This is a genomic window from Streptomyces sp. NPDC001700 (genome assembly GCF_053596435.1).
Map to the genome: position 1 here is coordinate 1 of NZ_JBSFGE010000006.1, position 12,657 is coordinate 12,657.

The window sequence follows — 12,657 nt, forward strand, 5'->3', positions numbered from 1 at the left end:
GCGCCGTCGACCTTCGTCCAGGCACCCTCCAGGCCCACCTCCTCGGCCTCGATGTCGAGGTCCGACAGATCCCAGGAGGTCACCGGCTTCTTCTTCGCCGCCATGATGCCCTTGAACGACGGGTAACGGGCCTCGCCCGACTGGTCGGTCACCGACACCACAGCCGGTAGCGACGCCTCCACGTATTCGGTCGCCGCGTCACCGTCCCTGCGGCCCTTCACGGCGCCACCCTCGACCGAGACCTCCGACAGCAGCGTCACCTGCGGGACGCCCAGGCGCTCGGCGAGCATCGCAGGCAGCACGCCCATCGTGCCGTCCGTGGAGGCCATGCCGCAGACGACCAGGTCGTAGCCGGTCCTCTCGACCGCCTTGGCCAGCACCAGCGAGGTGCCCAGCGCGTCGGTGCCGTGCAGATCGTCGTCCTCGACATGCACGGCCTTGTCAGCGCCCATCGACAGCGCCTTCCGCAGCGCGTCCCTGGCGTCCTCCGGACCCACGGTCAGCACTGTGATCTCCGCGTCGTCACCCTCCCGCCGACGCTCCTCCGCGATCTGGAGGGCCTGCTCGACCGCGTACTCGTCCAGCTCCGAGAGCAGGCCGTCCACATCGTCACGGTCGAGCGTCAGGTCCTCGGCGAAGTGCCGGTCGCCGGTGGCGTCGGGTACGTACTTCACACAGACAACGATCCTCAAGCTCACGCCGAATCTCCTTACGGTCTCCGAGCGAGCGTATGGCACTCAGTACCCTTCGTAAAGGTACTGAGTGCCATTCTTGCCCGGCGCTGGTGCTACGTTCCCTCCATGACGGACGAACGTGAGGACGGCAGGGCGACCGCGGCGGTCAGCGGGTCTGGGCCATCCGGGAAAACGCCCATGCGTGAGGTGCTCATCGAGGCCGCGTTCCAGCTCTTCATGGAGCACGGTTTCGAGCGGACCACAGTGGACGACATCGTGGCGCGGGCCGGAGTGGGGCGCCGGTCGTTCTTCCGGTACTTCCCGTCCAAGGAAGACGTCGTCTTCCCCGAACACGAGCGCTGCCTGACCGAGATGAGCGCCTTCCTCGCGGCGGGCACCGACGGCGAACCGCTCGACGTGGTCTGCGACGCGGCCCGTCTCGTCATGCGGATGTACGCCGCGAACCCCGAGTTCTCCGTGCAGCGCTATCGACTCACACGCGAAGTGCCCAGCCTGCGCGGGTACGAGCTGTCGGTGGTGCACCGCTACGAACGCACCCTGGCCCACTACCTCCGGCAACGCTACGCGGGAGACCGGAACGGAGCACTCCGGGCGGAAGTGCAGGCCGCGGCCGTCGTCGCCGCGCACAACAACGGGCTGCGGACCTGGCTGCGGGACGGCGGGCGCGGCGATGCCGCGAAGACGGTGGACCAGGCCCTGACATTCGTCCGTCAGACGTGGGGCGCTGCCGACGAATCCGCGGAGAGCGGCGCCGCGCCCGCGCCGGAGGACGACGTGATCGTCATGGTGGCGCCACGGAGCGCTCCCCTGTGGCGCGTGGTGCAGAAGATCGAGAAGACGTTGGGAGACGAGTAGTCGCAGCCGTGACACTCAGCGCCTTGGCTGAGGGTACTCAGTGCCCTGGCCCGGCTGTACCGGTATCGCCCGCCCAGAGGACATCGGCCACGGGATGGAGTTGGGCTGTGCCCACCCCATGTACGCGCAGCCCGCGTCGCAGGCGGCGCTGAGGGCAGGTGCTAGCGTGAAGCGGACTGGGCCGGTCCGTCCGGCGAATCCGTGTCCTGACGGGGGACCCTTTCCCATGCACCACCTTTCTTCCCGCGCCGTGTTCGGCGCGCTTTCCGCCTGCGCTCTCCTCGCCCTGTCGGCCTGCTCCAGCAGCGGGTCGGACGATGCGTCGTCCGCCGCCGGGAAGGACGGGAAGAAGGACACGAGCAGCAGCGGGTCGCCGAGCCCGGCCGCCACGTCGTCGCGGTCCGCCGCGAAGGGTGAGCCGGCCGACGGATCCGGCCCCGCCCAGGCCGTCACGTCCAAGGCCGAGGTCAGCATCAAGTCGTGCCAGATGCGCGACGCGGCCAAGCTGTTCGCGATCGTCCAGCTCGACAACGCGGACGGCCCGGCGGACTACGCCTACAGCGTCAAGGTCCGCTTTCTGAACTCCGCGCACCCCGACGCGGCGGTCTACACCACCCTCACCCAGCAACCCGTCCAGGCCGGAGCCGTGAAGAGCGCACTGGCGTCCACCGCGTGGAAGGGCGAGGCTGACGCGATGCCGAAGACGTGTGAGATCGCCAAGGCCACCAAGGTGAAGTTGGCTGGCTGACCCGGCCGTTACCGGGGCGTCCTGGTCTGCCTTGGGCAGTCGGCGTCCAGGGGGCGGGCCGTGCGGGCGGTGGTCACCATGACGGCCAGGCCCAGGGTCACGACCGCGGCGCCCACGTACAGCGGTGCGGTGTAGCCCAGGCCGGTGCTGATGGCGAGGCCGCCCAGCCAGGCGCCGAGGGCGTTGCCGACGTTGGAGGCCGAGACGTTGGCGCTGGCGGCCAGGGGTGCGCCACCGGCGGCGTCCGTGACGCGGGTGATCATGCCGGGGACACTGGCGAAGCCGAAGACGCCCATCAGGAAGATGAGTGCTACGGACGCGGCCCGTCCCTCGGCCAGCAGGCCGAAGGCCGCGAGGGTGGTGGCGAGTCCGGCCAGGGAGGCGATCAGTGTGCGGTCGCGGTTACGGTCGGCCGCCCGGCCTCCGGCGACGTTGCCGATGACCAGGCCGCTGCCGTAGACGACGAGCAGCCAGGCGACGTCGGCGGCGGAGAAGCCGGTCACTTCGGTGAGGGTGTACGCGATGTAGCTGAACGCCCCGAACATGCCGCCGTAGCTCAGGGCGGTGGCGGCGAGGGTCAACCAGACCTGCCGGGAGCGGAAGGCGCGCAGCTGGGGGCGCAGGCCGGTCGTGCGGTGGGCCTCGTCCACGGTGCCCGCCCAGGCCGGGACCCACACGGCGATCGCGGCCACGGCCAGCGCGCCGATTCCGGTGATCGCCCAGAACGTGGCGCGCCATCCCCAGCGTTCGCCGACGAGAGCGCCGAACGGGACGCCCAGTACGTTGGCGACCGTCAGCCCGGCGAACATCACGGCCACCGCGCGTGAGGCGCGCTCCGGCGGGACCATCCGGCGGGCGACGAGAGAGCCGATGCCGAAGAAGGAGCCGTGACACAGAGCGGCGACGACACGGCCCAGCAGTGCCATGGCGTAGGTGGGGGCGATGGCGGACAGCAGGTTGCCGAGGACGAAGAGCGCCACCAGTCCGATGAGGACGGCCTTGCGGTGGAGGCGGGTGGTGGCGGCGGTCAGCAGGATCGCGCCGATCGCCACGCTCAGGGCGTATCCCGAGATGAGCCACCCGGCCGCCGCCTCGGAGACGTCCAGGTCGCGGCTCACCTGGGGCAGCAGGCCCGCGATGACGAACTCGGTCAGGCCGATGCCGAAGCTGCCGAGCGCGAGCGCGGCCAACCCGGCGGGCATCCTCGGCGCGGTCCCGTCGTCCCGTCGGATGTTCACGCAAACATCGTAAGGGTGTGTCAGGTGGTCAGTTCCGTCTGGGGCGGCGCCGTAGCGGTGGGAGCGTGGCGGATGAACCACTCGGTGGCGAACAGCCGCTCCCGTGCGTCCGGTGCGAGGCCCGCGATGACTCCCGGCAGGGCTCCCCGTTCGGCCTCGGAGCGATGCGCCAGTACGGCGGCGATCTTCTGCTCCATCCATGGGCCGACGTCGACGGTCGCGGTGACCTGTGCGTCCGGGACGCTGTACGCCGTCTTGCGCTCGCCCATCACGTCTCTCAGCGCCGGTACGGCCGAGTGTGGGTGTGTGGCCAGGTAGAGGGCGCGCGGCTGCCAGGGGGCGCCGGTGTCCGGGTAGAGCCGCTCGAGCCCGGCCGCTTGGGCGGCGAGCGTCGTCACCCGGTGGGTGTGTACGTGGTCCGGGTGGCCGGGCAGCCCGCCGTAGGCGTCGTGGGTGACCATGATGTCCGAGCGGAATTCCCGGATGTGCGCCACCAGGCTCCGCACCGCCTCGTCGAGCGGCGCGTCGAGGAACCGTACGCGGCCCGGGGCGGACTGCGGTACGCGCGCGTCGGCGTAGCCGAGCATCCGTGGCTTGCCCGCGCCGAGGATGCGCAGCGCCCCGGCCAACTCGGCGGCCCGTGGGGTGTCGGCGGCCCAGGTCGCTGTGACGACCGGGGTGCTCGGAGGTGTTCTGGACACTGGGCGTATTTCGATTGCCCGCGTGGTCGCACGTCCATGATGATCACAGCGGAATGGGATGCGCGCGGGCGAGGGGGAGCATGTGGCCAGGGTCGTGGAGTTGGTGTCCTATCCCATCAAGGGGTGCGCTGGGATGCCCTCGCACGCGGCGGTACTGACGCCCGCGGGTCTCGCCCATGACCGCAGTTTCATGGTGACCAGCGAGGACGGCGTCTACCGTACGCAACGGCGCCACCCTCGGCTGGCCTTGATCCGTCCCGAGGTCAGCACCGACGGTCAACAGCTCACACTGCGCGCCTCGGGTTCGGAGCCGGTGGGGATCGATGTCGACACGTCTGGGCGCCCTCGGGCGGTGGATCTGTTCGGGGTGCCGTTCAGAGGCATCGATCAGGGTGACGAAGCGGCGGCGTGGCTGTCCGGCGTCCTCGGTACGCCGAGCCGCCTGGTGCGCGTTCCGGCCGACCATGAACGGGTCACCGATGGCCTGACGCCCGGCACCTCCGGATACGCCGACAGCTGTGCCATCCACGTGCTCTCCCGGTCCACCCTGGATCTGCTCAACGAGCGGCTGGGCGAGCGCGGCGCCCCTCCCCTCGCCATGGACCGTTTCCGCCCGAACATCGTGGTCGACGGCTGGGACGTCCCCCACACCGAGGACCGCGCCCACCGGATCACGGTCGCCGACGCGGAACTCGGCTACGCCAAGCTCGCCATCCGCTGCGGGGTGACCATGGTCGACCAGCAGGCGGGTGCCAAGGCGGGCCCCGAGCCGCTGCGTACGCTGGCCACCTACCGCCGGGCCGCCGAGGGCGGCATCGCCTTCGGCACCAAGTACGCCGTGCTGCGTCCCGGCAAACTGTCGGTGGGCGACGAAGTGCACGTCGCTTCTTGGGGCGAGCCGGAGGTCTGAGGTGTCTCCAGCGGACCCCGTCCCGAACGATCAGCAGGGAGTCGTCATGTCTGCCGCGCCCCGCAAAGCCGTCGGCATCGCCCTCATCGTCCTCTATACCGACCACGTGGAGGAGTCCCGCGTCTTCTACAGCGGTCTGGGGCTGCCCCTCGTCCAAGAACAGCATGGGCGCGGCCCGATCCACTACGCCGCCACCCTGCCGGACGGCACCGTGGTCGAGCTGTATCCGGCCACCGCTCGGCGGCCCGCCTCCAGTGTGCGGCTGGGCTTCACCGTCGACAGCCGAACGGTGACTCCGCCGCTGGCTCCTGGCCGCCACGTCGTAGAGGATCCGGACGGGCGTGCCGTGGAGCTGTACGTGGCGTGAAGCCAGCCCCGTCGAGAAAGGCGTCAACTCGACCCTGACAAGTCAAGATTCCCGTGGCACGCTGCCTGACGCACGTCTATCCGCACCGCTCTTCGTTCCCCCACCCTGCCCGGACGCCACCAGTGCGGGCACGGCAGAAGGAGACATGCGTGAGACGCCATCGCACTGCCGCGGGCATTCTGCTGGCCGTTGGAGCCCTGTTGAGCGGCGGCCTTCTTGGTTCGGCCGCGGCCACCGCGGCGACACCCGAACCGGCCTCCGGGTCGCCGGTAGCGGCCCGTACCGCCTCGGCCGTCGAGCAGCACCGGGCCCGCACTTTCTGGACCGCCGAGCGGATGCGCGCGGCCACCCCGCTCGATCTGCTGCTGACCCGGCAGGCCGCCAAGCGGCTGAAGGCCCCCGAGACCGGCGGGCCGTCGACGACCGTCGCGCCCACCGCCGCGCCCGCCTCGTTCCCGCAGGCCGGTGGCCCGTGGGCGGGCGGCGGGGCCGTCGTCAAAACCTCGGGGCGGGTGTTCTTCACCTTCCAGGGGCGTACGGCTTCCTGCTCCGGCAACGCGGTGACGAGCCAGAACGCCAGCACCGTCATCACCGCCGGGCACTGTGTGAAGTACCAGGGCAGCTGGCACACCAACTGGGTCTTCGTGCCCGCCTACGACAACGGCAACGCGCCGTACGGGCAGTGGACCGCGGCGAAGACGCTCACCACCCCGCAGTGGGAGGCCACCGAGGACATCAACAACGATGTCGGCGCCGCGGTCGTGGCCCCGCTGAACGGCCAGAAGCTCACGTCGGTCGTCGGTGCGCAGGGGCTCCAGTTCAACGGTGGCTACAACAAGCAGATGTACGCCTTCGGGTTCGCGGCGGCCTCGCCGTACGACGGGACGAAGCTCATCTACTGCAGCGGCAACAGCTCGAAGGACTGGCTGCTCACACAGGACCACAGCCTCGCCTGCAATATGACGGGCGGCTCCAGCGGCGGACCCTGGTTCACCGGCTTCAATGAGGCCACCGGTACCGGGCTGCAGGTGTCGGTGAACAGCTTCGGCTACGTCTTCCTGCCGAACACGATGTACGGCCCGTACTTCGGGGATGTGGCGAAGGCCCTGTACGACACGGCACAGGCCTCCTAGCAGGCGGGGCCCGGGGCCCGGGCGGTCGCGGCGCGGGGCGGTCGGCGAGGATGAGGGGATGACCGATCCCCTCTCCAAGGCCCCGGGCCGAACCGGCCGGACCAGCCGGGCTCCCCGGGCCGACAAGCCGCCACGGACACGGACCTGGAAGGACCTGTCGCCGCTGCTGCGGCTGCTGATCCTGACGCAGCTCGCCTTCAACATCGGCTTCTACGCCGTGCTGCCGTTCCTCGCCGAGCACCTCGGCACCGCGATCGGCATGGCGGGCTGGCTGGTCGGATTCGTCCTGGGTCTGAGGACGTTCAGCCAGCAGGGTCTGTTCGTGGTCGGCGGCTGGCTGGTGGACCGGTACGGTGTGCGGCCGGTGGTGCTGGCCGGGTGTGTGCTGCGGATCGCCGGGTTCGCCTGGCTGGGGTACGCGGAGTCGGTCGGGGCCGTGGTCGGCGCGGTGCTGCTGATCGGGTTCGCCGCGGCCCTGTTCTCCCCGGCGGTGGAGTCCGAGGTGGCGCGGCAGGCGGTGCTCTGGGAGCAGGAGGGGCGCGGGCCCCGGACCAGGGTGCTGGCCCTGTTCAGCGCGGCGGGGCAGGCAGGGGCCTTCGTCGGGCCGCTGATCGGCGGTCTGCTGCTGGTCGTGGACTTCCGTACCGCGTGCCTCGCGGGCGCGGGGGTCTTCGTCCTCGTCCTCGCGGGGCACCTGCGGCTGATGCCGCAGCACATACCCGGCCGGGTCCGCGTCCGGGAGCGGGGCGGGGTGCGCGCGATGCTGGTGAACCGCCGCTTCCTCGCGCTGTGCTGCGCGTACGGCAGCTATCTGCTCGCCTACAACCAGCTCTATCTGGCCCTGCCGGACGAGGTGGAGCGCGCCACGGGTTCCCAGGCTCCGCTGTCCTGGCTGTTCGCGCTGTCCTCCCTGCTGGTCGTGTGCGCGCAGCTGCCGGTGACCCGCTGGGCGGGCGACCGGCTCGATCTGCGCCGCTCGATGGCGGGCGGGCTGCTGCTCATCGCGGCCGGTTTCGCGGTCGTGGCCGCCGCGCGCCCGGCGGAGTGGTCGGGCGCCATGGGACTGCTGCCCGCCGCGGGGTTCGTCGTCCTGCTCACCGTGGGCCAGATGCTGGTCGTCCCGGCCGCCCGCGCCTGGGTGCCCGACCTCGCCGAGGACGGGCGGCTCGGCCTCTACACCGGCGCGCTGTCCTCCGTATCGGGTCTGATCGTCCTCATCGGCAGCTCGGCCACCGGCTCCCTGCTGGACCTGGGCCTCCCGGCCGCCGTGCCCTGGCTGGTCCTGGCCGCCGTTCCGGCCCTCGCGGTGGCGCTGCTGCCCCACCGGAAGGGATCGGACGGAGGCTGAGGCGGAGCCTTTGGGTCAGGCGGGCGGCTGCCAGCCCAGGGCCGGGGCGAGTCTGGTGGCGATGTCGGTGAGGATCTGGACGTAGTCCTCGTGCTCGAAGGTGAAGGGCAGCGCGAACGCGACCTCCTCGACCTCCCGGAAGGCGGCGTGGGAGGTGAGCCGTTCGGCGATCTCCTCGGATGTGCCGACGAGATCGGGGGCGAACATCATGCGCGCCGGGCCCTGGGGCGTGGTGGTGCGCGGCAGGCGTTTACGGGCGTAGGCCTCGTACTTCGCGCGCTGCTCCGGTGAGGCGGTGTCGGTGGGGATGACGACGAGGCCCTGGGAGGCGCGGGCATGGTCGCCGTCGGGGTGGTGGGCGCGGAAGGTCCGTAGGTGCGAGAGCTGGATCTCGGCGAAGTCCTCGGACTCCTCCGCCTTCACGACGCTGCTGGTGAGGAGGTTCATGCCCTGCTCACCGGCCCAGCGGGCCGACCTCAGGCTGCCGCCGCCGTACCACATGCGGCGGCCGAGGCCCGGGGCGTGCGGCTGGACGCGGTCGGAGAACACCTCGAAGCCTTCGGCGCCGCTGAAGCGGGTGACGGGTTCGCCGCGTACGCAGTCCAGGAGCCTTCGTACGCGCTCGTGGCTGAAGTCCTCGGTGTCGGCCGTGTCGGGGTAGAGCGCGCCTTTGACCTGGTCGTAGTGGCCTGGCGGGCCAACGCTGACTCCTGGGTTGAGGCGGCCTCGGGAGAGGATGTCGACCGTCGCCAGGTCTTCGGCCAGCCGCAGTGGGTTCTCCCAGCCCAGGGGGATGACGGCCGTGCCCAGCTCGATACGGCGGGTGCGCTGCGAGGCGGCCGCCAGGACGGCGATGGGTGAGGAGATGCCGTACTGGAGGTGGCGGTGGCGCACCCAGGCGCTGTCGAAGCCCAGGCGTTCGCCCAGTTCGATGATCTCCAGTGTCGACTCATGGCCCTGGTAGGGGTCGGCCTCGTCGAACAGCCCGATGGTCAGGAAGCCGAGCTTCCGCAGGGGTCTCGGGGGTGTCTTCATACCGTATGAGTCTCCAGTACCGGGTCGGGTTCGGGGGCGGCCGCCAGCAGGGCGCTGGTGTAGGGGTGCTGCGGAGCGGCGCACAGCTCGTCGGCGGGGCCCGTCTCGACGATCCGGCCCCGGTGCATGACCGCGATGCGGTGGCTGACCTGCCGTACGACCGCCAGGTCGTGGGCGATGAACAGCAGGGCGAGGCCGAGGTCGCGCTGCAGATCGGCCAGGAGGTTGACGATCTGGGCCTGTACGGAGACATCCAGCGCGGAGACGGGTTCGTCGCACAGCAGCACGGAGGGTTCCGGGGCCAGGGCGCGGGCGATGCCGATGCGCTGGCGCTGGCCGCCGGAGAACGCGCGCGGCCGGCGGTCGGCGACGGCCGGGTCGAGTCCGACGAGTTCCAGCAGCTCGGCGACCCGTCGCGCACGTGCGGCGCGGTCCGGGTAAAGGCCGTGGACGAGGAGGGGTTCGCCGACGATGTCGCCCACGGTCATTCGCGGGTTGAGGGAGGCGTACGGGTCCTGGAAGACCATCTGCACCTGGCGGCGCAGGGCCCGGAGCGCCGTGCGGGAGGGCCGGGTGACGTCCTCGCCGCGGAGCCGGATCGTGCCGCTGTCGGCGGGGTGGGCGTGGGCGAGCAGCCGGGCCAGGGTGGACTTGCCGGATCCGGACTCGCCGACGATGCCGAGGGTCTCCCCCGCGTGGAGGGTGAGGGAGATGTCGTCGACGGCGACGAGCGGGGCGTGGCGGCGCGCCCGGAACTCCTTGCGCAGGGCGGTGGCCTCCAGCAGGGGTGTGCCCTCTTCGGGGGTGGTGCGGGCGGCGGGCTCGGGACGCTTGGCGGGCGGGGTCTCGTCGTGGTGCCAGCAGGCCACGCCGTCGACCAGGGGCGGCGCCTCGGTCCGGCACTGCTCGTCCGCCGACGCGCACCGCTGCGCGAACGCGCAGCCCGCGAGCGGCAGCGACAGGTCGGGCGGGGTGCCGGGGATGCCGGTGAGGCGGGTGCCGGAGGGGGACGACAGGCGCGGTACGGCGGCCAGCAGCCCCGTGGTGTAGGGGTGCCGGGGCCGGGTGAGGACGTCGGTCGTCGGGCCGTTCTCGACGACGGTGCCGCCGTACATCACCAGCGCCCGGGCGCAGGAGCGGGAGACGACGCCCATGTTGTGGGTGATGAGGAGGAGGGCCGTGCCGGTCTCCTCGTTGAGCGTGGCCAGCAGCCGCAGGATCTGTTCCTGCACGGTGGCGTCGAGTGCGGTGGTCGGTTCGTCGGCCACCAGGACGTCCGGTTCGCCCGCGAGGGCCATGGCGATGAGGATGCGCTGGCGCTGGCCTCCGGAGAACTGGTGCGGGTGGTCGTTCAGTCGGCGCCGGGGTTCCGGGATGCCCACCAGGTCGAGAAGTTCCTCGGCGCGGGCCCGGCGGGTGGCGCGGTCGCCGTGGCGGTGGGCGCGCAGCACTTCGTCGAGCTGGGTGCGGACCGTGAGGACGGGGTTGAGGGAGGTCATCGGGTCCTGGAAGATCGTCCCGATCCGGGCGCCGCGCACCGCGCGCAGCTCCTCCTCGGTCGCGGTGGCGAGGTCGGTGCCGTCCAGGAGCACCGATCCGGCCGTGATCCGTCCTGTGCCCGGCAGCATCCGGGTCAGCGCGAGCGCGGTGGTGGACTTTCCGGAGCCGGATTCGCCGACGACGGCGAGGGTTTCGCCGCGTTCCAGGGTGAAGTCCACGTCGCGTACGGCGTGGACGGTTCGTCCGTCCGGAGCGCTGAAGTCGACGCTGAGGCCGCGTACGTCCAGCAGAGGGGATGTCAGGGGCGGGGTCATCGGCGGATCTCCCGGTTCAGGGCCTCGGAGAGCAGCGAGAAGCCGAGGACGAGCAGGGTGACGGAGAGCATGGGTCCGGCGGCGAAGAAGGGCGCCTGGGCCAGGTAGGGCAGCGCCTGGCTGAGGAGGCTGCCGAGGGTGGGTTCGGGCGGGCGGATGCCGACCCCGAGGAAGCTCATCGCGCCTTCGAGGAAGACGGCGATGGTGAGGGAGACGGCGAGCTGGACGACCAGTGGGTCGGTGCAGTTGGGCAGGATGTGCCGCAGCAGCAGCCGTACCCGGCCGGTGCCGCCGACCCGCGCGGCGACGGCGTACTCGCGCTCCCGCTGGACGAGGATGGCACCCCGCAACTGCCGTCCGAAAACGGGGAGTTCGGCCAGCGCGATGACGACGATCACGGGGAGGCGACCCGGGCCGAGGACCGCGGTGATGGCGAGCGCCAGGATCAGCCCCGGGAAGGCCAGCACCAGGTCGAACAGCCGCTGCGCCACGGTGTCCAGCACCGGGTGGACGGCGGCGAGCAGGGCGAAGACGCAGCCCAGCAGGGCGCCGAGGGGCACTGCGGTGGCGATCACTTCCAGGTCGGCGCGGATGCCGTACAGCACCCGGCTGAGGAGGTCGCGGCCCAGGTCGTCGGTGCCGAGCAGGTGTCCGGCGCTGCCGGGCCCGAGCAGGGTGTCGCCGCTCTGGTCGGTGGGGTCGTAGGCGGTGAGGAGCGGGGCGAGCAGGCCGCTGAGCACCACCAGGCCGACCAGCACCAGGCCGACGCGGCCGCGGGTGGTGGTGAGGGCGGTGAGGTAGGGGTGGCGGGTGGCCCGCTTGCGTACCCTTCGCGGGGTCGCGGTCGAGAGCGTGGTCATGGGGGTGTTCACTCCCACCGGATGCGCGGGTCGAGCAGCGCGTAGACGATGTCGGTCAGCAGTTGGATCACGACGAACACCGCGACCAGGAGCAGCAGCACGTCCTGGACGACGGGGTAGTCGCGGCGGGTGAGCGCCTGGTCGGCGAGCTGGCCGAGGCCGGGCCAGGCGAAGATGGCCTCCACCAGGACGGCTCCGCCGAGGAGCTGGCCGGTCTGGATGCCGAGCAGGGTGACGACGGGTGGCAGGGCGTTGGGGAGGGCGTGCCGCCACAGCAGTCTGCGCCGGGGTACTCCGGCCGCGGTGGCGGTGCGGATGTAGTCCTCACCGAGGGCGCGTTCCAGGCTGTCCTTGAGGTAGCGGCCCAGCACGGCCGCGCTGGGCAGGGCGAGGCACAGCGAGGGCAGCAGCAGGTACTGCAGCTCCAGGTCGGGTGCTTCGAAGAGCCCGATCCGGCCGCCGGACGGCAGCACGACGAACTGCACCGCGAGGACGAGCACCAGCACGACACCGGTCACGAACGGCGGCACCGCCAGGGCGGCGGTGGTCAGGGCCCGCACAGCCGCCCGCACGGCGGGGCGCCGGGAGGTGGCGCCGAGCACGCCGAGCAGCAGACCGATGACGACGGTGAAGAACAAGGCGCCCGCGGTGAGTTCGGCGGTGGCCGCGAATCCGTCGCCGATGAGGTCGGCGACTTCGCCGCCGATGGCGTACGACGGGCCCAGCTCACCGGTGACCAGGTCGCCGATCCAGCTCACGTACTGGGTCAGGATCGGTTGGTCGAGGCCGAGTTGGTGGCGGATGGCCGCGACGGACTCGGGTGAGGCGTCCGGTCCGGCGAGGGCGTCCGCGGCGTCGCCGGGGACGAGCCGGAGGATCGCGAAGATCAGGAAGGAGGCGAGGAGGAGGACCAGCAGCGCCGAGGGGATTTTCTTCAGGAGATAGCCACGCAT

At 71.4% G+C, this 12,657-nt stretch carries 13 protein-coding genes; 6 read left to right on the forward strand and 7 right to left on the reverse strand.

The annotated features are described in order from the left end of the window. On the reverse strand, window positions 1-698 hold a 698-nt coding region (locus ACWC5C_RS13520; RefSeq protein WP_450875565.1), incomplete at its 3' end, for an electron transfer flavoprotein subunit beta/FixA family protein. 102 nt (window positions 699-800) lie between these two features. Between ACWC5C_RS13520 and ACWC5C_RS13525 the strand changes: the two genes are divergently transcribed. Next, a complete protein-coding gene (locus ACWC5C_RS13525) occupies window positions 801-1,550 on the forward strand; it encodes a TetR family transcriptional regulator (RefSeq protein WP_450875566.1) in 750 nt (249 codons plus the stop codon). A gap of 226 nt (window positions 1,551-1,776) precedes the next feature. Next, window positions 1,777-2,298, forward strand: a complete 522-nt coding sequence (locus tag ACWC5C_RS13530) for a hypothetical protein (RefSeq protein ID WP_450875567.1) — start codon at window positions 1,777-1,779, stop codon at window positions 2,296-2,298. A gap of 8 nt (window positions 2,299-2,306) precedes the next feature. On the opposite strand, the gene ACWC5C_RS13535 is transcribed toward ACWC5C_RS13530, so the two are convergent. Both ACWC5C_RS13535 and ACWC5C_RS13540 read right to left on the reverse strand, forming a co-directional pair. After that, window positions 2,307-3,500 (reverse strand): MFS transporter, encoded by a 1,194-nt coding sequence (locus tag ACWC5C_RS13535; protein WP_450875865.1) that lies wholly within the window; start codon window positions 3,498-3,500, stop codon window positions 2,307-2,309. A gap of 56 nt (window positions 3,501-3,556) precedes the next feature. Further along, a complete protein-coding gene (locus ACWC5C_RS13540) occupies window positions 3,557-4,237 on the reverse strand; it encodes a PIG-L family deacetylase (RefSeq protein WP_450875568.1) in 681 nt (226 codons plus the stop codon). Window positions 4,238-4,370: 133 nt separating this feature from the next. Between ACWC5C_RS13540 and ACWC5C_RS13545 the strand changes: the two genes are divergently transcribed. The 4 genes from ACWC5C_RS13545 to ACWC5C_RS13560 all read left to right on the forward strand — a co-directional run bounded on the left by ACWC5C_RS13545 (window position 4,371) and on the right by ACWC5C_RS13560 (window position 7,995). Beyond that, window positions 4,371-5,147: an MOSC domain-containing protein gene (locus ACWC5C_RS13545; RefSeq protein WP_450875569.1), complete on the forward strand. Its 777-nt coding sequence runs from the start codon at window positions 4,371-4,373 to the stop codon at window positions 5,145-5,147. Between the two features lie 46 nt (window positions 5,148-5,193). After that, complete coding sequence (locus ACWC5C_RS13550; RefSeq protein WP_450875570.1) at window positions 5,194-5,514, forward strand: VOC family protein; 321 nt, start codon at window positions 5,194-5,196, stop codon at window positions 5,512-5,514. A gap of 149 nt (window positions 5,515-5,663) precedes the next feature. Continuing rightward, window positions 5,664-6,647 carry a trypsin-like serine peptidase gene (locus tag ACWC5C_RS13555; RefSeq protein ID WP_450875571.1) on the forward strand — a complete coding sequence of 328 codons (984 nt, stop codon included), beginning with the start codon at window positions 5,664-5,666 and terminating at the stop codon, window positions 6,645-6,647. Window positions 6,648-6,705: 58 nt separating this feature from the next. Then, window positions 6,706-7,995, forward strand: a complete 1,290-nt coding sequence (locus ACWC5C_RS13560; protein ID WP_450875572.1) for an MDR family MFS transporter — start codon at window positions 6,706-6,708, stop codon at window positions 7,993-7,995. A 15-nt stretch (window positions 7,996-8,010) separates the two neighbouring features. Here the strand turns inward: ACWC5C_RS13560 and ACWC5C_RS13565 are convergent, their stop codons facing one another. The 4 genes from ACWC5C_RS13565 to ACWC5C_RS13580 are packed head-to-tail and all read right to left on the reverse strand — an operon-like array spanning window position 8,011 to window position 12,657. After that, window positions 8,011-9,030, reverse strand: a complete 1,020-nt coding sequence (locus ACWC5C_RS13565) for an LLM class flavin-dependent oxidoreductase (protein WP_450875573.1) — start codon at window positions 9,028-9,030, stop codon at window positions 8,011-8,013. Then, a complete protein-coding gene (locus ACWC5C_RS13570; RefSeq protein ID WP_450875574.1) occupies window positions 9,027-10,844 on the reverse strand; it encodes an ABC transporter ATP-binding protein in 1,818 nt (605 codons plus the stop codon). Before ACWC5C_RS13570 ends, ACWC5C_RS13565 begins: the two co-directional genes overlap by 4 nt. Beyond that, window positions 10,841-11,704 (reverse strand): ABC transporter permease, encoded by an 864-nt coding sequence (locus ACWC5C_RS13575; RefSeq protein WP_450875575.1) that lies wholly within the window; start codon window positions 11,702-11,704, stop codon window positions 10,841-10,843. Before ACWC5C_RS13575 ends, ACWC5C_RS13570 begins: the two co-directional genes overlap by 4 nt. An 8-nt stretch (window positions 11,705-11,712) precedes the next feature. Continuing rightward, window positions 11,713-12,657 (reverse strand): ABC transporter permease, encoded by a 945-nt coding sequence (locus tag ACWC5C_RS13580; protein WP_450875576.1) that lies wholly within the window; start codon window positions 12,655-12,657, stop codon window positions 11,713-11,715.